We start from the raw sequence: 21890 nt of genomic DNA, 5'->3' as shown, positions 1-21890 counted from the left end.
CTGCTAGAGCGGCAAATAGCGACTCAACAACGCCCGCAACGCCGCCGGTTTCACCGGTTTGGCCAGGTAATCCAGCCCCGCTGCGTGAACCTGGGCCACGGTTTCCGGATGCCCGTCGGCGCTGATCACCACGCCGGGCACCGGTTCGCCCAGCCTTGTGCGCAACCAGGCCATCAGATCGGTGCCGGTTTCGCCGTGATCAAGGTGATAGTCCACCAATGCCAATTGTGGCCGCACGCCGTCGTCGAGCAGTGCCGCACATTCTTCGCGGTTGCGTGCGGTCCAGACCTGGCAGCCCCAGCGCGTGAGCAGGCTGTTCATGCCGATCAGAATGCTGTCTTCGTTGTCGATGCACAGCACCTGCGCGCCGCTGTGCAATTTGCCATTGATTTCCACCGCCGCCGCCGGCTGTACCGTCTGCGCTTTGGCCAACGGTACGCGGACACTGAACACGCTGCCGCGCCCCGGCCATGAGCGCACGCGCAAGGTATGGCCGAGCACGCGGCAGAGACCATCGGCGATCGCCAGACCCAGGCCCAGACCTTTTTCGGCGCGGGTCTGGTGGCTGTCGAGGCGTTTGAATTCCTCGAAGATCACTTGCTGTTTGTCCTCCGGAATCCCCGGCCCGCGATCCCACACTTCCAGACAGATTTCGCCTTTGCGTCGACGCACGCCCAGCAGTACCGGGCCTTTTGCGTAGCGGAATGCGTTGGTGAGGAAGTTCTGCAGAATGCGCCGCAGCAGTTTGATGTCGCTGTCGATGCGTAACTGACTTCCGCGTACCCGGAAGCTCAAGCCCTGTTCCTGGGCGAGCGCCTTGAACTCCGCGCCGAGAATATCGAACAGCTCATTGACCGCGAACGGCTTGCGATCCGGGTTGATCTTGCCGTTTTCCAGACGGGAAATGTCCAGCAGATCGCTGATCAGGTCTTCGGCCGAACGCAGCGAGCTGTCCAGATGCTGCACCAGTTTCTGCGCTTCGCCGCTCAGGCCGTCTTCCTGATGGGAGAGGGCGGCAGAGAACAGCCGTGCGGCGTTCAGAGGCTGCATCAGATCGTGGCTGACGGCGGCGAGGAAACGGGTCTTGGACTGGTTGGCCGCCTCGGCATTGCCCTTGGCTTCGGTCAGCGCGACGTTGAGTTGCGACAGTTCCTGCGTCCGTTCGCTGACCCGTTGCTCCAGCCCTTCGTTGGCCTCGGTCAAAGCCTGCTCGGCTTCGCGGAACGCGGTGATGTCGGTGAAACTCATGACGAAACCGCCGCCGGGCATCGGGTTGCCGATCAGCTCGATCACCCGGCCGTTGGGGAACAGCCGCTCAGACGTGTGGGCGCGGCCCTGACGCATCCAGTGCAGGCGCCGGGCGACATGAACTTCTGCTTCACCGGGGCCGCACAAACCACGCTCGGCGTTGTGGCGAATGATGTCGGCAATCGGTCGGCCAACGCTGATCAAACCGTCCGGATAGTTGAACAGTTCCAGATAGCGCCGGTTCCAGGCCACCAGTTTCAGCGACTGGTCGACCACGCTGATGCCTTGGGTAATGTTTTCGATGGCGCCTTGCAGCAGCGCACGGTTGAACTGCAGCACTTCCGAGGCTTCGTCGGCGATCCGGACGACGTCCTCCAACTGCATTTCCCGACCTTCGATGGCGGCTTTTACTACAGCTCGCGTCGAAGAGGCGCCAAGGACACCGGCCAGTAATCGCTCGGTGTGGGCGATCCATTCGCCGTCAGCGTTCTGATTCGGGTTGAAGCCTTTGCCCTGGCGATAGGCAAAGCGGATGAAGCTCTGCCGCGCGCGTTCTTCACCGACAAACCGCGCGGCCAGTTGCAGCAAGTCATCAATCTGCACCGCCAGCATCGAGCGGGCGCTCGGCCGTGCGCTGATCTCCTGACCGATAAAACGTCCGGCCTGCCAGTGCTCCGACACCCGGGTGCGCGACAGCACAGATACCCAGGCAAACAACGTGAAGTTGCCCGCCAGCGACAGCACCACGCCTTGGGTCAGCGGGGTGATCGGCAGGTTCAGCGGGTTGCTGTGCAGCCAGGCGAGCCCGGGGAAACTGTCCAGCGACCAGCCGAGGCTGCGCGCAGCGATCGGCAGGATCAGGGTGTAGAACCACAGGAACGTGCCGGCGGCGAGGCCGGCGAACACGCCGCGGCGGTTGGCCTGTTTCCAGTACAGCGCGCCGAGCATCGCCGGGGCCAGTTGAGTGACCGCCGCGAAAGCGATCTGGCCGATGGTTGCCAGGCTCGCGGTCGATCCGAGCAAGCGGTAGCTGACGTAAGCCAGCAACAGAATCACCACGATGCTGACCCGGCGCACCGAGAGCATCCACTGGCGGAACACTTCGAACGGGCGCTCGGCGTTGTTGCGGCGCAGCAGCCATGGCAACAGCATGTCGTTGGAGACCATGGTCGACAGCGCCACACTCGCCACGATCACCATGCCGGTGGCGGCCGATGCACCGCCGATAAACGCCAGCATCGCCAGCGCCGGGTGAGCCTGGGCCAATGGCAGGCTGATAACGAAAGAGTCGGGGATGACCGAGCTGGGCAGCATCATCTGACCGGCCAGGGCGATCGGGACGACAAACAACGCGGCCAGTGCGAGGTAGGCGGGGAACACCCATTTGGCCAGACGCAGATCCTGCGGGTCGATGTTCTCCACCACTGTTACGTGGAACTGCCGGGGCAGGCAGATGATCGCCATCATCGCCACGCCGGTCTGCACCACCATCGACGGCCAGTTGATGGTTTCTTTCCAGTATTCCTCAAGGCGCGGGGCGAGCATCGCCTGATTGAACAGGTCGTCGAAGCCGTCATACAGCCCGTAGGTGACGAAGGCGCCGACGGCGAGAAAGGCGAACAGTTTGACCAGCGACTCGAAAGCAATCGCCAGCACCATGCCCCGGTGGTGCTCGGTGGCATCGAGGTTGCGCGTACCGAAAACGATGGTGAACAGCGCCAGCACCAGCGACACGATCAGCGCCGTGTCCTGGGCGCGGGTGCCCATGGCGTCGGCGCCGGCACCGATCAGCAGGTTTACGCCGAGGACAATGCCTTTGAGTTGCAAGGCTATATAAGGGAGAACGCCGACCAGACAGATCAGCGCGACGACCACCGCCAACGACTGGGATTTACCGTACCGGGCGGCGATGAAGTCGGCGATGGAGGTGATGTTCTCCTGTTTGCTGATCATCACCATCTTCTGCAGCACCCACGGCGCACCGAGTAGCAGCAGGATCGGCCCCAGGTAGATCGGCAGGAACGACCACAGCTGTTCGGCCGCCTGACCGACCGCGCCGAAAAACGTCCAGCTGGTGCAGTAGACCGCCAGCGACAGGCTGTACACCCAGGCGCGCACCCGTGGCGGCAGCGGTGCGCTGCGACGGTCGCCGTAGAAAGCGATGGCGAACATGATGGCCATATAGGCCAGGGCGACGGCGGCGATCAGCCCGGTGGACAACGACATGGAACACTCCCGACAGAAAACGACCGGACTTGCGCCCGGTCAGACAGTCTCGCACGGGCGCGACGGTTAGTCAGTGTCGACCAAGGTCGTGGCGCGGCGGGGTGTCGCAGGAACAGAACCGGGCAGTTCTGGGGTCAGTCCGGTTTGAGCGCGATGTCGATCAAGCGGTGCAGTTCTTCGACTTCCAGCGGCGCAGCCGAAAACAGAATGCGGAACACCACCGGGGACACCACCAGATTGATCAGACGATCCACGCTCGGCGCCGTTTCCTTGGGGTGGCGCTCGATGATGGTCTGCAGTTGCGCGCCGATGATCGTTACGCAATAGCCCGGCGTCGCGCTCGCCTGCACGTCGCGCATCATGTTGCGTCCGGGCTCCGAACTCATTTCGTCGAGATACTGTTCGGCCCATGCGCGGATGTCGCTACGCAGGCTGCCGGTTTTAGCCGGCTCACTATCAGGGCGCATGCGGGCGAGGGCGACATCAGCCAGCAACGCCGCCAGATCTCCCCAGCGCCGGTAAATCGTCGACGGCGTCACCCCGGCGCGCGCCGCGATTTGCGGGACGGTCACCGTCGAGCGCTCCTGTTCTTGCAGAAGCGCGCGGACTGCCGAGTGAATCGACTCCTGCACCCGGGCACTGCGACCGCCAGGGCGTAAACCTTCTTTAATAGCCATGCGGCAGACCTTAACACAAAGAATTTGCTTTAAGCGCAAGCCGAGAGCACACTCCGCAAAAGCAAAAAATTAGCTTTTGCGGAGTGTGCCCATGACCAGCCTTGCTTCCCATCGTTCCAGCCTGTGGTTTCTGGCGATCACCTTACTGAGTTTTCTCGCCGCTTCCACTGCGCCGACGCCGTTGTATCACCTGTATCAGGATCAGCTGCATTTTTCGGCAGCGGTATTGACCCTGATTTTCGGCGTCTACGCCCTCAGTCTGCTGGCCGCGTTGCTGACGGTCGGTTCGCTGTCGGATCACCTGGGACGCAAACCGGTGATCTTCACCGCCGTGACGCTCAATGCGCTGGCGATGCTGCTGTTTATCTACGCGGACAGCGTGGGCTGGCTGATCGGCGCGCGAGTGCTGCAAGGTTTCGCCACCGGCATGGCCACCGCTGTGTTGAGCGCGACGCTGCTGGACACTGATCGCCAGCAAGGGCCGTTGATCAACAGCGTTGCGCCGTTGCTCGGCATGGCATTGGGCGGCATGGGCTGCGGCTTGCTGGCCGAGTTCGCCCCGGCGCCGTTGCAGTTGACATATTGGTTGCTGCTCGCGCTGTTTGTGTTGCAGGGCATCTATGTTTGGCGCCTGCCGGAAAGCGTCTCGCCGCAGGCCGGGGCATGGGCCTCGTTGCGGCCGACCCTGCATGTGCCGGTTCAGGCGCGTTCGACGCTGTGGCGAGTCTTGCCGCTAAACACCGCGACCTGGGCGCTCGGCGGTTTTTATGCCTCGCTGGCACCGTCGCTGGTGCGCACGGCCACCGGTTCCACCTCCAACCTGATCGGCGGCGCGACCGTGGCGGCGCTGACCGTGACCGGTGCATTGATGATCTTCACCTTGCGCAATCGTCCTGCCTCCCGCGCGCTACAACTTGGGGCGAGTCTGCTGCCGGCCGGTATCGTGCTGATTCTGTTGGGCGTGCATAGCGCCAGTCTGTCGCTGTTCTTCTTCGGCACGCTGGTGGCCGGTTGTGGCTTTGGCTCGGGTTTCCTCGGAACGGTACGCAGTCTGGTGCCGCTGGCATTGCCCCATGAGCGTGCCGGATTGATGTCGGCGTTTTATGTGCTGAGTTACCTGGCGTTCTGCCTGCCGGCGTTGCTGGCCGGACATTTCACCCACAGCGTGGGCCTGCTGACCACCACCGATGTGTATGGCGCGGTGCTGATTGTGCTGGCGGTCGGTGCGCTGCTGATGAGTTTCCGGGCGCAAGCGGCCAAGACTTGCAGCGCTCCATAAGCCCGTCAGATTCGGTTAGCCTTGGCCAGCCCATTCTTCTCACGGATCGACGCATGAAGATTATCCGCAGCAAGACCTTCACCGCCGAGCGCGCCTGGGGCGCGCTCGACATCGCCAACATGAACGGCATCACCACGCGCCTGCACTGGACCGATCAGCCCTACAAATGGCACGTCAATGACGGTGAAGAAGTGTTCGTGGTGCTCGATGGTCAGGTGCTCATGCACTATCGCGAAGAAGGTGAGGAGAAGCAGGCCTTGCTTGATGTTGGCGACATCTTCTTCGCGTCCATCGGCACAGAACACGTCGCTCATCCGCAGGGCGCGGCGCGGATTCTGGTGATCGAAACCGAAGGCAGTGTCTGACTGCATATCTACAAAACAGATAACAGTTAGAGATATTACCCGTTATATAGATATTCGATTCGGTTCTACCATGATCTCAACCTCACCTGAGGACAGGAGTTCATGATGATTTGCCCCAACAGCGTCAAACCCGGTATCAAGCCATTCAGCCAGCTTCAGCACCCGCTTGAAGTGATCCGCCAATTCACCCCGAACTGGTTCGCCGCCACTATGGGCACCGGTGTGCTGGCGTTGGCGCTGGCGCAATTGCCGGTGTCCATTCCCGGCCTGCACGCCGTGGCCGAAGGGCTGTGGTTGTTCAACATTCTCTTGTTCGTGCTGTTTACCGTTGCCTACGCCGCCCGCTGGATTCTGTTCTTCGACGAGGCGCAGCGGATCTTCGGCCATTCCACGGTTTCGATGTTCTTCGGCACCATTCCGATGGGGCTGGCGACCATCATCAACGGTTTTCTGCTGTTCGGTCTGCCGCGCTGGGGTGAGGGCGTCATTCATCTCGTCGAAGTACTGTGGTGGCTGGACGTGGCGATGTCGCTGGCCTGCGGTGTGCTGATCCCCTACATGATGTTTACCCGTCAGGAACACAGCATCGATCAGATGACCGCCGTCTGGCTGCTGCCGGTGGTGGCGGCAGAAGTGGCGGCGGCCAGTGGTGGACTGCTGGCGCCGCATCTCGCCGATGCGCACTCGCAACTGGTGGTGCTGGTGACCAGTTACGTGCTCTGGGCCTTTTCTCTGCCGGTGGCGTTCAGCATTCTGACCATCCTCTTGCTGCGCATGGCCTTGCACAAACTGCCCCACGAAAACATGGCGGCGTCGAGCTGGCTGGCTCTCGGCCCGATCGGCACCGGAGCCTTGGGCATGTTGCTGCTGGGCGGCGATGCCCCGGCGATCTTCGCGGCCAACGGTCTGCCAGGCATCGGCGAAATGGCTTCGGGCCTGGGCCTTGTCGCCGGGATCACGCTGTGGGGCTTCGGTCTGTGGTGGATGTTGATGGCGCTGTTGATCACCGTGCGTTATCTGCGTGACGGCATCCCGTTCAACCTTGGCTGGTGGGGCTTCACCTTCCCGTTGGGCGTCTATTCGCTGGCAACCCTGAAACTGGGCAGCACCTTGCACCTGACGTTCTTCAGTGTGGTCGGTTGTGTGCTGGTGACGTTGCTGGCGGTGATGTGGCTGATCGTCGGTAAACGTACGCTGCAAGGTGCATGGCGCGGCGAGCTGTTTGTTTCACCGTGCATTGCAGGTTTGAAGAAATAACCTGCAAAGATTAGGTAATGTGTGGCCTGGATCGCGGTTCGAGATTCTTATAAGCGTAGCCAGGCCACTCGCTACCTTCTCTTTCCAAAAACAACAGGGTCACACGGAAGATGAGTCACCCCTCACAGTTCAACCTGCTGCGCACCCGGCGCTTCCTGCCGTTCTTCATTACCCAGTCGCTGGGCGCGTTCAACGATAACGTGTTCAAGCAGTCGCTGATCCTCGCCATTCTCTATCGGCTGACCATCGAAGGTGACCGCTCCATCTGGGTCAACCTGTGCGCGCTGCTGTTTATTCTGCCGTTCTTCCTGTTTTCGGCGCTGGCCGGACAGTTTGGGGAAAAATTCGCCAAGGACGCGTTGATCCGTCTGATCAAGCTCGCAGAAATCGCCATCATGGCCGTGGGATCCGTCGGCTTCCTGTTCGATCACCTGTCGCTGATGCTGGTGGCGCTGTTCGCCATGGGCACGCACTCGGCGCTGTTCGGGCCGGTGAAGTATTCGATCCTGCCGCAGGCTTTGCGCGACGATGAACTGGTCGGCGGCAACGGGCTGGTGGAGATGGGCACGTTTCTGGCGATCCTGGCCGGGACCATCGGTGCCGGGGTGATGATGTCGTCGGCCAATTACGCGCCGGTGGTGTCCGCCGCGATTGTCGGCATCGCCGTGCTGGGTTATCTGGCCAGTCGCAGCATTCCCCGCGCCGCGGCGGCGACCCCGGAAATGCGCCTTAACTGGAACATCTTCAGTCAGTCCTGGGCGACCCTGAAACTCGGCCTGGGGCAGACACCTGCTGTGTCGCGCTCGATCGTTGGCAACTCGTGGTTCTGGTTCGTCGGGGCGATTTATCTGACGCAGATCCCGGCCTACGCCAAGGAATGGATGCACGGCGACGAAACCGTGGTCACCCTGATCCTTACCGTGTTTTCGGTCGGCATCGCACTGGGTTCGATGCTGTGCGAGAAGCTATCCGGACGCAAAGTCGAGATCGGCCTGGTGCCGTTTGGCTCGTTCGGCCTGACGGTTTTCGGGCTGTTGCTGTGGTGGCATTCCGGTGGAATTCCAGAAAGCGCTGTTGGCCATAGCTGGACCGAAGTGCTGAGTTTCGGCCATGCCTGGGCGGTGTTGATCGATGTGCTGGGCCTCGGGATCTTCGGCGGTTTCTATATTGTGCCGCTGTACGCGTTGATCCAGTCGCGCACTGCCGAGAACGAGCGGGCGCGGGTAATTGCGGCCAACAACATTCTCAACGCGCTGTTCATGGTGATCTCGGCGATTGTCACCATCGTGTTGTTGAGCGTGGTCAAGCTGTCGATTCCGCAGCTGTTTCTGGTGGTGTCGCTGCTCAACATCGGCGTCAACGCCTACATCTTCAAGATCGTCCCCGAGTTCAGCATGCGTTTCATGATCTGGTTGCTCAGCCATTCGATGTACCGCGTCGAGCATCGCAACCTTGAGGCGATTCCCGATGAGGGCGCTGCGTTGCTGGTGTGCAACCACGTGTCGTTCGTCGATGCCTTGCTGATTGGCGGCGCGGTGCGTCGGCCGATTCGTTTTGTCATGTACTACAAGATCTACAACCTGCCGGTGCTGAACTTTATCTTCCGCACGGCGGGGACGATTCCTATCGCCGGACGTCAGGAAGACATCCAGATCTACGAAAAAGCCTTCACCCGGATTGCCCAGTATCTGAAGGACGGTGAGCTGGTGTGCATCTTCCCGGAAGGCAAGTTGACCGCTGATGGCGAGATCAACGAGTTCAAGGGCGGGCTGACGCGGATTCTCGAAGAGACACCGGTGCCGGTGATTCCGCTGGCGTTGCAGGGGTTGTGGGGAAGTTTCTTCAGCCGCGATCCGAACAAGGGAGTGTTCCGGCGCTTGTGGTCGCGGGTGACGCTGGTGGCGGGTTCGCCGGTTGCTGTTGAAGCAGCGCAGCCAGCGGAGTTGCAGGCGTTGGTCGGGGAATTGCGCGGGACAGTCAGGTAGCTGTTGATTGTGCGGGCCTTATCGCGAGCGGGCTCGCTCCCACATTGGAACTGTAAATGCAGAACTACTGTGGGAGCGAGCCTGCTCGCGATAGCGGCAGTGAATCAGGCGCTGACCTTGAGCCCGATCAACCCGGTGACGATCAACGCCACGCTGGCCAGGCGAATCAACGCCATCGATTCGCCAAACAGAATGATCCCGGCAATCACCGTGCCCACGGCACCGACGCCAGTCCAGATCGCATAGGCCGTGCCCAGTGGCAATTCCTTCATTGCCAGACCCAGCAGGCCAAGGCTGACTGCCATGGCGGCAACGGTGAGAACGGTCGGAAGCGGACGGGTGAAACCGTCGGTGTATTTCAGGCCGACGGCCCAGCCGACTTCGAACAGGCCGGCGAAAAACAGAATGATCCAGGACATGAAAAACCTCCATCGATTGACGGGGCCGTCCCCAGATTGAAAACTCGATTGAGCCGCAGGGTCGTCCCCGCGTGGCGCACATACTACCGAAAATTGTGCGCCGCGCCTTGATCCGGGATCAGTCGGCCGCCTGTTGCGCCAGAGTCTCACGGTCTTGTTTTTCGCTCATCCGTCGGAAGTACGTCGAAAGCAGCGCCCCGGAAATGTTGTGCCACACACTGAACAGCGCGCTCGGCACCGCCGCCAGCGGCGAGAAGTGTGCACTGGCCAGCGCAGCCCCCAACCCCGAGTTCTGCATGCCGACTTCCAGCGCCAGGGACTTGCGCTGCGGCAGCGGCAGGCCGAACAGGCGCCCGGTGAAATAACCCAGCAGATAACCGAAACTGTTGTGCAGCATCACCACGGCCATGATCAGCAGGCCGGATTCGGCGATCTTCGCCTGACTGGCAGCAACCACGGCGGCAACGATGATCACGATGCTGACCACCGACACCAGCGGCAGCACTTCCACCGCGTGGCGGACCTTGTCACCGAGCACGCGTTGCGCGACCACGCCGAGGACAATTGGTAGCAGCACCACTTGCAGGATCGACCAGAACAACTCCATGAACGAAACCGGCAACCAGGCCGAGGCCAGCAGCCAGATCAGCGCCGGGGTCAGCAGCGGGGCGAGGAGGGTGGTGACGGCGGCGATGGCCACCGACAGCGCAAGGTCGCCACGGGCCAGCCAGGTCATGACGTTCGATGAGGTGCCGCTTGGGCAGCAACCGACCAGAATCACGCCGACGGCGATTTCCGGCGGCAGATGAAAGATCTGGCACAGCAGCCATGCCATCCCCGGCATGATCACGAAATGCGCGACCACGCCCAGCGCCACACGCCACGGATGGCGGGCGACGGCGGCGAAGTCGTCGAGTTTGAGGGTCAGGCCCATGCCGAACATCACCAGCCCGAGCAACGGCACGATCGCGCCTTTGAGGCCGAGGAACCAGGCCGGTTGCAGGAACGCGATCATCGCGAAAATCAGAACCCAGTAAGCGAAGGTGTTGCCGACAAAACGACTCAGTGCAGCCAGTGCGCGCATGGCCTGTTCCTTATTATGTGAAAACGCCACCGAAGCGGTGGCGTTTGAAGATAACCCAAAGACTGCGCAGAGGCTTAGATCCCCTGCGGAGTCTCTTCGCCGCCCAGTGCTTCAACCAGCGCCGGCAGGAAGTCGCCGAACGTCAGCATCATCAGGGTGAAGCTGGCGTCCAGTTGGCCGAGGGCTTCGTCGCCGCCGTCCTGTTCCGCCTGATCCTGCAACAAATCTTCGAACTTCAGGCGCTTGACGGTCATCTTGTCGTCGAGCATGAACGACAGTTTGTCCTGCCAGGCCAACGACAGTTGAGTCACCACCTTGCCGGTGCTCAGGTGCAGCTGGATTTCTTCGCTGGTCAGGTCCTGACGCTTGCAACGCACGATGCCGCCGTCTTCGTGGGGGTCGCGCAGTTCGCACTCGTCCAGCACGAAGAAGTCCGGGGCGGCTTGCTGGGTGGTGACCCATTCGGTCATCACGGCGGTCGGCGCGGTTTTCACGGTCAGCGGGCGAACCGGCAGGGTGCCGATCACTTCACGCAGGGTGGAGAGCAGGTCTTCGGCGCGTTTCGGGCTGGCCGAGTTGACCAGGATCAGACCCTGTTTCGGCGCGATGGCGGCGAAGGTCGACGAGCGGCGGATAAAGGCGCGCGGCAGGAAGGCCTGGATGATTTCATCCTTGATCTGATCGCGCTCCTTCTTATAGACCTTGCGCATCTGCTCGGCTTCGATCTCTTCGACCTTTTCCTTGACCGCGTCACGCACGACGCTGCCGGGCAGGATGCGTTCTTCTTTACGGGCGGAGATCAGCAGGAAGTCACCGCTGACGTGCACCAGTGGAGCATCTTCGCCCTTGCCGAACGGCGCGACGAAACCGTAGGTGGTCAACTCCTGGCTTGCACATGGACGCGCCAGTTTGGTGGCCAGTGCAGTTTCCAGCGCCTCGGCATCGACAGGCAGGTCTTGGGTCAGGCGATAGATAAGCAGGTTTTTGAACCACATGGGGTGAGTCTCTCCTTTATACAAAGGGGGGCATTATTGTCTTCGCCGGGTCATAGGCCAACCCTTCTCTAAGCCTTTGGAAGGGCTGAGAAAATTATTTAAAAAAGTGCTTGCCAGAGGTTGGGTCGCTCCGTAGAATGCGCGCCACACCGAAGCGAAGGGTGATTAGCTCAGCTGGGAGAGCGTCTGCCTTACAAGCAGAATGTCGGCGGTTCGATCCCGTCATCACCCACCATTCGTTTCAAGTGTTTAGCGCAGCGGTAGTTCAGTCGGTTAGAATACCGGCCTGTCACGCCGGGGGTCGCGGGTTCGAGTCCCGTCCGCTGCGCCATATTCGGTAACCTGGAACACTGAACGCCAGGTCACCACGGAAAAACCCGCCAAGGCGGGTTTTTTTCTGCCTCGAGTTGTACATGCGGGATGTGTCGTTTCACGGTTTTCGGATTTATTTGAAAAAAACTTCAATTAAATCAACACATTACGAAAATCTGTGGCATAATGCGCCCCGTAACGAAGCGAAGGGTGATTAGCTCAGCTGGGAGAGCGTCTGCCTTACAAGCAGAATGTCGGCGGTTCGATCCCGTCATCACCCACCATTCGTTTCAAGCGTTTCGCGCAGCGGTAGTTCAGTCGGTTAGAATACCGGCCTGTCACGCCGGGGGTCGCGGGTTCGAGTCCCGTCCGCTGCGCCATATTCGGTAATCTGGAACACTGAACGCCAGATCACCACAGAAAGCCCGCCTAGCGCGGGCTTTTTGCTGTCCGGGATTTGGCTTTTGCCGGCCTGAACATGAGAAAGCGACCTTTGAAGGTCGCTTTTTTCGTTTCTGGCGCTGCTATTGCGCCGAGTTGCGGCTGTGGCGGTAATCGCTGACCGCTTCATACACCGCCTTGCGCAGGCGGTTGATCCCGCCAATCGGGCGATGAGCGTCGATGCCGAACCAAGGGTTGAAGGAAAGGTTGTCGCATTGCAGGTTCAGCGCCGGGGTGTCGAAGTCCTGCGGGGGCAGGGTGATCCGCGCCACTGTCTGGAATGGGCTGTCCTGCTCGCGCCATTCGATGCTGGTGTCTTCGATCGGCATGTACTTGTTCGCGTCCTGCCGCTGAATTTGCAACACGAAACACGCCGGAATCCGGTCGGTGGACAGTTGTTGATTCAGCGCATTGCGCAGGAAGTTCGGCAGATCCTGGTTCTGTTTCGGCAAGGTATAAGCGGGGCAGCGCTCCGGATCCGGCATCACCCGGAACTTGGCATTGGCCTCGCCGAACTTGTAGGGCGATACCGAGAAATAGGTCGTGCGGGTCGGGCTTTCCGGCGGTGGCGATAGGGTTGCCAATGCAATGAACAAATGCCGGATCTGCCAGCTGCGCGGATCCCACCCCGGAAAAAACGCCATGACCTTCTTGCCGTCAGCCTGCGCCGCCACATTCTGACGATACTCGGCGACATCGCTGACAAAGAAGTTCGGGTGACTGAACATCACGAAATCCTGCTCGTGCAGCCCCTGACGGTCCCCCAGCAACTGCTTGCCCGGCACATCGAGCAATTTGAGCGCCATGCCCCGGGCATCGCGGATGCTGTCGAATTGCGGATAGGCGTTGCCGTTGGACAGGCGCATCGTCGCTTTCCACAGCTTGCCCGGTTCGCTGAAAACGCCTTGGCGCAATTCCTGAGCCAGATCCGGCAACACCTGCACATCGGCCTTCACGCAGCCATGAGCCTTGGCATGTGCATCGCGCAGGTAGCGGGTGCTTTCGCGGTGCTGATCGACGATGCGCACGGCGGTCTGAATCACGTCCTGGGTCATGGCGGCTTCGCCATCTGGAATCTGCTCCAGCGCCGACACCGGGCCACGGTGCTGCCAGGCGAACCACGCGCTGGTCAGGGCCCAGCCGATCAGGCCGATCACCAGCAGGATCAACAGGGTTTTACCCAGTAACCGTCCCAGCCAGAGCCAGAAACGCGCCAGTATCGAAGGTCTTGTGAAGGAATTGAAGATCATGGCAGTTGCGCCTCCAGCGGGCCGCCCAGCACTTTCAGGTATTCCAGCAGCGCCCAGCGCTCTTCTGGCTGCAGCAGTCGGCCGATGACGCCGTTGCCGCGCTCGCCGGCGCGGAATTCGTGGCCGCTGTTGTGGTTGCCGGTGATGCGGGTGTCGAACAGGAAACCGTTGGTGAAGGCTTCGGTGCGGTAGCCCAGATGGCGCGGGTCGTATTCGAAGGTGCCTTTATAGAAGGTGGTGGCGCGCTCGTCCTGAGGCGACAGCAACTGATAAAGGCTCGGCACCGAGCCGTTGTGCAGGAACGGGGCCGTGGCCCATACGCCGGCAAGCGGACGCGCCTTGTAGGCAACTTTTTCGCGAACGCCGATCGGCAGACCGAAGCCGTCGAGCTGTGGTTTCTCGGCGGCGGTGACGCCTGCTTCACGGTACGCACGGTTTTCCACGAAGGCGGTGACGTAAGCCAGTCCCTTGGCCACTGACAGCTGGCTGAGGTCCAGCGGTTCCTTGGGTTTGGGGTGCAACTTCACGTCCATTTGTTCGAGTTCCGCCGGGTTCCATTGCAGGGCGGTCAGGTCGAAACGGTGATTGGCAATGTTGTTGGCGGAGTTCGGGTCGGTGCCGATGACGTCCACCGGGAGCATGCGCAGATGTTGCACCCAGCGCTCGCCGTCCTGGGTCTGGCGCGGTACGTGGCACCCGGCGCAATTCTCGGCGAACAGGGCTCGCCCCTTGGCTGCCAAGGGTTTGTCGACGAGCCCAAGTACCTCTTCAGGCCAGGCTGGCGGTCGCAGTTTTTGCAGGGTTTCTTCGATCGTGTGCAGATCACGCACACGCACGCTGGAGGCATAGCGGTCATCGCCCTGCAGCGGCTGGCCGTTGGCGTCGAAGAAATTCAGGGTGGCGCCGACGCCCAAAGCCTCGCCGATATTGCGCGCCATCGGTTGTTGCGCCGAACCGTTCCACTGCACCCAGTCGAACGTCCACATGTCCCACAGTTGCGGGTAATCCACCGGGGCGTTGGCCACGCGGTAGTTGTCCGGGGAAATCGCGTCGCCGAAGGTCGCGTTGGCGATACGCCCGAACGCGTCGGTGCGGCCCGGGCCTTCTTCGGTGGGGTAGAGGCCGCGATGGGTGTCGTTCCAGGCCACTTTGATGAAGGTGTTCAGTGAGTGTTTGAAGTCTTTGCGCAGTTGTTCGTGGCGGGCGTCGTAGTCGTTGCCCAGCACGTGGCGAGCGAAGCGTTCGAATTTCCACGGGTTGTAGTAAGTCGAGGTAAGACTGGCGACCAATGCCTGTCCGAAACTGCCGCCGCGCAATGTAGGAACGCTGGAGGGCAACACATGCTGGGCCGAGCCGCCGTCAATACGGATTGCCTGGCCATTGAAGTGCAGTTCACCGGTGTGGCAGGCCGCACACGTGATGTCGAGATATTGCTCGGCGCTGCCGGGATTCTGGTGCCGGGCGAAACCTACCGGCAGATTCCCCGGGTTGTCCGGCGTGGCTTTCTGCTGCGGATCGATCAGAAAGCCGAAGCGCGCGAGGTATTCCGGGGAGGCAAAACGTTGCTGCGAGAATGGCAGCTCCAGCGCCTGAAACCATTCGTAACGAAGGCCTTTGACCTGCGTTCCCTGCGGAGTGAAGTAGTAGGTCTGGCGCTCTTGCTCAGTCCACTGGTTCAGGTAATGCACCTGTTTTGCGGGCGCAGGGAAGGGCAATCTCGGATTGGCGACATAGTAAAGAACCACCGCCAGGACCAGTCCCAGCAGCACCACGATCAGCGTCAGCACACGGTATAAGAGGCGCAAGATGAACATCCTTGTCGAGTTGTTGCGCTGTTATGCCTGAGCCGAGTCATGTGCGGCAAGTGGCCATTACGCCAAGTGTTGTGGGAAGCGGCATCAATTGCTGTCGGCGAAAGATGACAGAAGCTTCATCGTGCCTTTCGCCAAATGCTTTTTAATCCCTGAACTTATCGGAAGATTCCTGCTCTCATGCCGGTAGCCATTGGTCGTGGCGGCCTGATAAGCTCGCGGCTTTACTCGATTGCCCTTTCGGCGCATGAACAAGGAAATAGCATGAAACAGCATCGGTTGGCGGCGGCGGTTGCCCTGGTTAGCCTGGTACTCGCGGGTTGTGATTCGCAGACCAGCGTAGAGCTGAAAACCCCGGCGCAAAAAGCTTCCTACGGTATCGGCCTGAACATGGGCAAGAGCCTTGCTCAGGAAGGCATGGATGATCTGGACTCCAAAGCGGTAGCCCAGGGCATCGAAGATGCCGTCGGCAAGAAAGAACAGAAGCTGAAAGATGAAGAACTGGTCGAAGCTTTCGCCGCGCTGCAAAAGCGTGCCGAAGAGCGCATGGCCAAGATGAGCGAAGAGTCGGCAGCCGCCGGCAAGAAATTCCTCGAAGAAAACGGCAAGAAAGCCGGCGTGACCACCACCGCTTCCGGTCTGCAGTACGAAGTGGTCAAGAAAGCCGACGGCCCACAGCCTAAGCCGACCGACGTCGTGACCGTTCACTACACCGGCAAGCTGACCAACGGCACCGTTTTCGACAGCTCCGTCGAGCGCGGCAGCCCGATCGATCTGCCGGTCAGCGGTGTGATCCCGGGTTGGGTAGAAGGCCTGCAACTGATGCACGTTGGCGAGAAGTACAAGCTGTACATCCCTAGCGATCTGGCTTACGGCGCACAATCGCCGAGCCCGGCAATCCCGGCCAACTCGGTTCTGGTTTTCGACCTGGAACTGCTGGCCATCAAGGATCCAGCCAAAGAAGACGCCGCCGCCAAGTAATCTGCGCCGGTTTCAACAACAACGCCTCGCTTATGCGGGGCGTTGTTGCATCTGGACGATGGTCGGCGTAAACAGACCGAACCGATGCCGGTCATGGCAGTCCTAGACTTTAAGGTTGCCCGCGCTAGACGCCCGGGGCTGCCAAGTCAATGAAATATTGGGATTTTTTATGTGAGTAAAAAACGCCCGATCTGAGCGCAGCCCTTATGAAACGGGGCTCTCAGCGCTGAAATGCAGCTCTGTTCACAAGGTTATCCACAATTTGTGTGGATAACATTTCAACGGGAGAAATAAATGAAAGCGCCGTGGAATTTCGCCCGATTCCTGCCTTTGGCCGGACGCCTGCTGGCTCGAGGTCGCTTGCCGACCTTGTTGTTCGCCGTGGCCAGCAAAGGCGCCGCTCAGGGCAATCGTCTCGGCAAGCTGAAGGACGATCTGCGTCTGTTGCAGGCGTTGTGTCTGGCGTACTGGCGCGGCGAGTACCGTGCGATCAGCGCCAAGGCCATCGTTTCGGTGGTGGCGGGTCTGATGTACTTCCTCAGTCCGGTGGACGCCATCCCGGATTTCATTCCCATGTTCGGCATGCTCGATGACATCGCCGTCCTCGCCTGGCTGATGAAAACCCTCGACGATGAACTGAATGCCTTCCGCCTGTGGCGCCAGCGCCAGGCTCCGGAAAAGCTCAGAGTGGTCGAGCGTCTGCCCGATACACCCGAGCAACTTCAGCTTCAGGGGCCGAAAAAGTCCTGAATCGCGACAGCCTCGTACACAGATAGATACCCCCCACGACCTTGGCCGCTGTTAGGATTACACTTCTAGGGAAAAGTGCCGACTCGCTAAGTGTTGTTGTCCTACGGGGTAGTCATGGATATTCAGATAATTGCACGCGATGGCGAGCCCGAATATGCGGTTCTGCCATGGGCTCAGTATCAGGCTCTACTGAAAGCAGCAGGCATCAACGAAGCACCGTCGCAACTGGCTCCAGCGCCGCTTGCGGCAACCCCGGACCCGATTCTTCCAGGTCTGGATCAGTTACGCAGTTTGCGCGAAGGGAAGGGCATCGCCATCGAGGCGCTGGCCCGCACGGTAGGCATCAGCCCGTCCTACCTGGCCATGATCGAAAGTGGCGAGCGTCTGCCCGACGCCGCGATTCGCCGCAGCCTGGCCTGGGAGTTGACGGTGCCAGGGTGGAGGGAACAATCGTGAGCGTACGCATCAGTCGTCAACATTGGGACGGATTGCTGGGGGAGCTGGATCAGGCGCGCAGGCAGCGCCATCTTTTGACTTATCGAGCCTTGCTTGAACGCCTGCAACTGCCCACGCCGGCCATGCAGACATTGACCGCGGCACTGGAGCATCTCGCGGCACTGGACGCGAAAGCCGAACAACCGTTGCGCAGCTCGCTGGTGATCAGCCAGGGTGCCAGCCGCCTGCCACGCACCGGTTTCTTTGAGTGTGTCGAGCGTCTGGGGCGTTTTTCCGGGCCGTCCGACGGTGTTGCCGCCGCCTCCTGGCATGCCTCGGAAGTGGTGCGGGTGTTTGAGTACGAATACCCGGAATCGGCGGAGGCCTGAGTGTTTTTACGACTCAGGGCGCGGGCAAGTTACTGGCTGGCCCGTAGGCTGTTTCACTGGTCGTGGTTTGTCCGTCAGCCCCGCGGCTGGCGCTGGCTCGAAGGACAGTTTGCGCGCATGGCCAACCTGGGCGATGTCGGCGCGCAAAGTTTTTACGGGCACATCCTGACGTTTCGCGGGGTTGGCCTGGGCGCACGTGAAGAAGGTGTGCGGTTGTTGCGACTGGCTGCGCTGGCCGGGGATGGCAAGGCGGCGTATCAAGTCGGTGTCATCAGTCTTGCAGGTACGCCGAGCAAAGCGCCAGATCCTTCGGAGGCCGCTCGCTGGTGGACCATGGCCGCGAAGGCCGGGCATCCGTTGGCGGAGCTCAAGTTGAAAGAGCTGGCCGGCCGAGACGCTTCTCGATAAGCAAATCATCTGTTCCGTGAACGGGGCGTGAGGGAAACCTCCCGCCCCGTTTTTGCGTCTGCAGTTCGATAAAGATCAGTTACAGACTTCTCCTACATCCTCCGCCTACTCGCCTGACTTCTTTTCTGTTTGATCCCCCGCAAAGTCCCTCGCCTGATTTTTGCGCGAGGGAACGCACATGTTTGACCCGGTTTTTCGTTTCGCCATGCGCATGGGAATGCGCTGATGGATGCCGTCACCCGCATCGAGCAAGAACTCGACAGCTTTCCCCGCACCCTCGATCTCTATCGCGAACAGCTGAAGCACTGGCTCAGCCGCTCGGCAGACACTGTCAGTCATACGGCCGATCTGCCGTCGCTGATGGGGATGGAGCGGATCATCCGTTTCGGCGAGCGCAGCACGGCGGTTGCGATAGACGACGGCCGTTTTTCTTCTGCGGTCGTGCAATGCCCGGAAAGCGGGCCGATGGAGATCGAGAGCAAGTTCGAGTCGGCGTACGACATTCCGTTGGGCGACATCGTTGTCGATGTGGTGGCGGTGGAGGGCGGTGCAGTCGAGTCGGTCACCCTCAATGCTCAGGGCAAAGGGGAGTTCACCGGTGAGGCGGGCAAGTTCTACCGGGTGGTGGTGCACGGCGAGGCCAGCGAGAAGCAGGTTGATGCGCTGTTCGAATCCTACGCTGGCCTGACCCGGCAGCTGGATGGTTGGCTGCGCAGCGAATGGCAGGGTTTCAAGCCGCAGTGGTCGCAGTCGGTGGCCACTGCGGCAGGGAACGGCATGCTGGCCGGGAGCTGGGCGGCGATCGAGGGGGTGTGGGACAGCATCGGGTTGCTGTCGGAGATTCTCCAGGATCCCGGAAAGTTTGCCGAGCGGTTGGGCAGTGGCGCCGCACAGCTGATCGCGTTGGCAGAAACAGCGCCTGAAATGATGGAGAAGCTTCAGTTACTGGTCAGTGACGAGGCGGCGCTGTGTTTGTTGCTGCGTACTGCCAGCCTCTGGCTGGAAATGCTGCCTCCCAATGTGATTGCCGGGAAAACCGCCGAGGCGGTATCGATGGTGGTGGTTCAACTGCTGATCGATGTGTTGATCGGCGTTGTGCTGACCTTTGTCGGTGCTGGGGCGGGGATTGCGTATCTGACCTTGCGTCTGGCGGATCGTGGCGCTCAGTTGCTGTCGGCGGTGGCGCGCCTGGTGAAGGCGATGTTCGGCATCGTCAGCACCTTCATCGGCTACGTGAACCAGTACAAAACCGTCGCCGCACGAGGCATCGCCGCCGGGGTGAAAAAGGGCCGCATGCAATTGCGCTGGGATGCCCGGCGTAATGCTTCCCTGAAAAAAGACGAGCCCCATGACGACACGCCGGATCAGGCGAAGAACCCCAACGGTGACAGCGCTGATTATGCGCCGCTGACCTGCACCAATGGGTGTCCGGTGTCGATGGTCACCGGTGAGGAATTGCTGACGCTGACTGACGGCGTACTCGACGGGCTGCTGCCGTTCGAGTTCAGCCGCTTGTACCGCAGCAGCGCGGCCGAGATTGATTTCGGGCTAGGGTTTGGCTGGAGTCACTCGCTGGCGCATCGGCTGGAGGTCGAGGGCGCTTCGGTGGTCTGGGTGGATCACGAGAACCGGCGCACGCGGTTTCCGTTGCCGAGCGTCGAGCGGCCGGCGATTCACAACAGCTTGTCGCGAGCGGCGATCTTTCTCGGGGATGAGCCTGAGGAGCTGATTGTTGCGCTGGCGGGGGACTCGGCGCGGTTTTATCACTTTCGGGCTGGGCGTCTGACTGCTGTCAGCGATGCCTACGGTAACCGGTTGCGTATTACGCGGGATCGTCTGGATCGCGTTGAGCGCCTCGACAACGGCGCTGGCCGCTCCTTGTTGCTGCGCTATGAGCGGGCGCATCTGATCGCGGTCGATTATCAGGTTTTTCGGGAGTCTGCCTGGCGTACCGAGCAGACGCTGGCCAGTTACCGCTTTGATGCCCGTCATCGATTGATCGAGGCGGCGAACGCGGTCGGCGAAAGCGAGCGTTACGACTACGACGACCAGCACGTCATCCTGCAACGGCAACTGGCCGGCGGCGCGAGCTTCTTCTGGGCGTGGGAACGCGCCGGCAAGGCCGCGCGCTGCGTGCGGCACTGGGCGTCGTTTTCGCAGATGGACACGCGTTACGTCTGGGATGACGCCGGCCGTGTCACGGTGCATTACGTCGATGGCACTGAGGAAACTTACGTCCACGACGACACCGCGCGGCTGGTGCGTCAGGTCGCCGCCGATGGTGGTGAGCAGCTCAAGGCCTATGACGCGCAGGGTCGGTTGGTCGCCGAGCAGGATGCGCTGGGCGCGGTCACCGAGTACCGCTATGACGACGCCGGGCGGTTGATCGCGCTGATTCCGCCGGACGATGCGCCGACGTCCTACGAGTACCGCAACGGTTTCCTGCACAGCCGCTCATGTGGCGATGCGGTGTGGACGTACCGGCGCAATGCCCAAGGGGACATCACCGAAGCGGTCGATCCCGATGGCCATGTCACCCATTACCACTACGACCCGCAGGGGCGGTTGCTGTCGGTCCGTTATCCGGATTCTGGCCGGCACGTGTTCGTGTGGAACGACCTGGGTCAGTTGGTCGAGGAAAGTCTGCCGGACGGTGGGGTTCGGAAGTTTTCCTACGACCTTCAGGGGCGGCGGATTACTGCGCAGGACGAAAACGGCGCGATCACTCGCCACGCGTGGGACGCCGTTGGCCGGCTGATCCAGACCACCTCGCCGAATGGCGCCACCCGCGCTTGGTCCTACAGCGCCTACGGCCAGATCACCGCCGAGCGCGATGAACTGGGGCGTATCACCCGCTACGAGTATGACGACGACCTGCATTTGGTCAGCCAGCGGATCAACCCCGACGGCACGCGCCTGCAATACCGCTACGACCATGCGCAGCTGCTGCTGACGGAAATCGAGAACGAGTCCGGCGAAAAGTATCGGCTGGACTACACGCCCACCGGACTGATCCGACAGGAAACCGGCTTCGATGGCCGACGTACCGCGTACGCCTACGACCGCAATGGCCACCTGCTGGAAAAGACCGAGTTCGGCGATGACGGCACCACGCTGGTCACCGCTTACCAACGTGATGCTGCTGGGCGTCTGCTGCTCAAGACCCTGCCGGACGGGGTCGAGGTCAGCTACCGCTATGACCGTCTCGGTCGGCTGGTCGGCGTGGATGACGGCCAGGATCACCCGCTGGCCTTCGAATACGACCGGCAGGACCGGCTGGTGCGCGAGCATCAGGGCTGGGGCACCCTGCGCTACACCTACGATGCCTGCGGCCAGCTCACTCGCATGCGTCTGCCGGACAACAGCAAGCTCGACTACCACTACGCCAAGGGCGGCGCGCTGACCGCGATCGACCTCAACGGCGCCTTGCTCACCCGCCACGTCTACCAGCACGGCCGCGAACAGCAGCGCCAGCAAGGCCTGCTGCTCAGCGAATACACCTACGACGAACAGGGCCGCTTGAAGTCCCACGCCGTAGGCCATCAACGCAGCGCGCTGTACCGCCGCGACTTTGCCTA

General features: G+C 61.1%; 17 protein-coding genes and 4 tRNA genes. 14 read left to right on the top strand and 7 right to left on the bottom strand.

Features of this window, described 5'->3' with window-relative positions; genetic code table 11:
- Positions 1-3: 3 nt before the first annotated feature.
- Both L6D82_RS11950 and L6D82_RS11945 read right to left on the bottom strand, forming a co-directional pair.
- On the bottom strand, positions 4-3474 hold the full coding sequence (locus L6D82_RS11950) for a hybrid sensor histidine kinase/response regulator (protein ID WP_085747055.1): 3471 nt from the start codon (positions 3472-3474) through the stop codon (positions 4-6).
- Between the two features lie 134 nt (positions 3475-3608).
- The gene (locus tag L6D82_RS11945; protein WP_236189128.1) at positions 3609-4151 is read right to left on the bottom strand and encodes a TetR/AcrR family transcriptional regulator; all 543 of its coding nucleotides are present in this window, start codon (positions 4149-4151) and stop codon (positions 3609-3611) included.
- A gap of 91 nt (positions 4152-4242) precedes the next feature.
- On the opposite strand from L6D82_RS11945, the gene L6D82_RS11940 reads away from it, so the two are divergent.
- The 4 genes from L6D82_RS11940 to L6D82_RS11925 all read left to right on the top strand — a co-directional run bounded on the left by L6D82_RS11940 (position 4243) and on the right by L6D82_RS11925 (position 9037).
- Positions 4243-5430, top strand: coding sequence for an MFS transporter (locus L6D82_RS11940; RefSeq protein ID WP_236189126.1), 1188 nt, complete (start codon positions 4243-4245; stop codon positions 5428-5430).
- Positions 5431-5483: 53 nt separating this feature from the next.
- On the top strand, positions 5484-5795 hold the full coding sequence (locus tag L6D82_RS11935) for a cupin domain-containing protein (RefSeq protein WP_102687995.1): 312 nt from the start codon (positions 5484-5486) through the stop codon (positions 5793-5795).
- Positions 5796-5900: 105 nt separating this feature from the next.
- Positions 5901-7052 (top strand): TDT family transporter, encoded by a 1152-nt coding sequence (locus L6D82_RS11930; RefSeq protein WP_236189125.1) that lies wholly within the window; start codon positions 5901-5903, stop codon positions 7050-7052.
- A 110-nt stretch (positions 7053-7162) separates the two neighbouring features.
- On the top strand, positions 7163-9037 hold the full coding sequence (locus tag L6D82_RS11925; RefSeq protein ID WP_085747051.1) for an MFS transporter: 1875 nt from the start codon (positions 7163-7165) through the stop codon (positions 9035-9037).
- 104 nt (positions 9038-9141) lie between these two features.
- Here L6D82_RS11925 and sugE read toward each other — a convergent pair whose 3' ends face one another.
- The 3 genes from sugE to rdgC all read right to left on the bottom strand — a co-directional run bounded on the left by sugE (position 9142) and on the right by rdgC (position 11535).
- Entirely contained in the window at positions 9142-9456 is a 315-nt protein-coding gene (gene sugE, locus L6D82_RS11920) for a quaternary ammonium compound efflux SMR transporter SugE (protein WP_039769847.1), read from the bottom strand.
- Between the two features lie 118 nt (positions 9457-9574).
- On the bottom strand, positions 9575-10540 hold the full coding sequence (locus L6D82_RS11915; RefSeq protein ID WP_085747050.1) for a bile acid:sodium symporter family protein: 966 nt from the start codon (positions 10538-10540) through the stop codon (positions 9575-9577).
- Positions 10541-10614: 74 nt separating this feature from the next.
- Complete coding sequence (gene rdgC, locus L6D82_RS11910) at positions 10615-11535, bottom strand: recombination-associated protein RdgC (protein ID WP_236189124.1); 921 nt, start codon at positions 11533-11535, stop codon at positions 10615-10617.
- A 159-nt stretch (positions 11536-11694) separates the two neighbouring features.
- Between rdgC and L6D82_RS11905 the strand changes: the two genes are divergently transcribed.
- The 4 genes from L6D82_RS11905 to L6D82_RS11890 all read left to right on the top strand — a co-directional run bounded on the left by L6D82_RS11905 (position 11695) and on the right by L6D82_RS11890 (position 12227).
- Positions 11695-11770 (top strand) — tRNA-Val (locus L6D82_RS11905).
- A 19-nt stretch (positions 11771-11789) separates the two neighbouring features.
- A tRNA-Asp gene (locus tag L6D82_RS11900) sits at positions 11790-11866 on the top strand.
- Positions 11867-12055: 189 nt separating this feature from the next.
- Positions 12056-12131, top strand: a tRNA-Val gene (locus L6D82_RS11895).
- Positions 12132-12150: 19 nt separating this feature from the next.
- Positions 12151-12227: transfer RNA gene (locus tag L6D82_RS11890), tRNA-Asp, on the top strand.
- Between the two features lie 144 nt (positions 12228-12371).
- Here L6D82_RS11890 and L6D82_RS11885 read toward each other — a convergent pair.
- Positions 12372-13508 carry a catalase family protein gene (locus L6D82_RS11885; protein WP_173892796.1) on the bottom strand — a complete coding sequence of 379 codons (1137 nt, stop codon included), beginning with the start codon at positions 13506-13508 and terminating at the stop codon, positions 12372-12374.
- Between the two features lie 26 nt (positions 13509-13534).
- Positions 13535-15343: a di-heme-cytochrome C peroxidase gene (locus L6D82_RS11880; RefSeq protein WP_236189123.1), complete on the bottom strand. Its 1809-nt coding sequence runs from the start codon at positions 15341-15343 to the stop codon at positions 13535-13537.
- Between the two features lie 270 nt (positions 15344-15613).
- Here L6D82_RS11880 and L6D82_RS11875 point away from each other — a divergent pair, with 270 nt between their 5' ends.
- The 6 genes from L6D82_RS11875 to L6D82_RS11850 all read left to right on the top strand — a co-directional run.
- The gene (locus L6D82_RS11875; protein WP_007950433.1) at positions 15614-16330 is read left to right on the top strand and encodes a BamJ family beta-barrel-assembly machinery protein; all 717 of its coding nucleotides are present in this window, start codon (positions 15614-15616) and stop codon (positions 16328-16330) included.
- A 294-nt stretch (positions 16331-16624) separates the two neighbouring features.
- Positions 16625-17080 carry a YkvA family protein gene (locus L6D82_RS11870; RefSeq protein ID WP_007950434.1) on the top strand — a complete coding sequence of 152 codons (456 nt, stop codon included), beginning with the start codon at positions 16625-16627 and terminating at the stop codon, positions 17078-17080.
- A gap of 114 nt (positions 17081-17194) precedes the next feature.
- The gene (locus L6D82_RS11865) at positions 17195-17536 is read left to right on the top strand and encodes a helix-turn-helix domain-containing protein (RefSeq protein ID WP_102688669.1); all 342 of its coding nucleotides are present in this window, start codon (positions 17195-17197) and stop codon (positions 17534-17536) included.
- Positions 17533-17904, top strand: a complete 372-nt coding sequence (locus L6D82_RS11860; protein ID WP_003223109.1) for a hypothetical protein — start codon at positions 17533-17535, stop codon at positions 17902-17904. Before L6D82_RS11865 ends, L6D82_RS11860 begins: the two co-directional genes overlap by 4 nt.
- Positions 17905-18312: an SEL1-like repeat protein gene (locus L6D82_RS11855; protein WP_236189122.1), complete on the top strand. Its 408-nt coding sequence runs from the start codon at positions 17905-17907 to the stop codon at positions 18310-18312.
- Positions 18313-18537: 225 nt separating this feature from the next.
- On the top strand, positions 18538-21890 hold a 3353-nt coding region (locus tag L6D82_RS11850), incomplete at its 3' end, for a DUF6531 domain-containing protein (RefSeq protein WP_236189121.1).

Source organism: Pseudomonas paraglycinae (assembly GCF_021601625.1).
GTDB lineage: Bacteria > Pseudomonadota > Gammaproteobacteria > Pseudomonadales > Pseudomonadaceae > Aquipseudomonas > Aquipseudomonas paraglycinae.
This window is presented reverse-complemented; position numbering and strand designations above follow the sequence as displayed.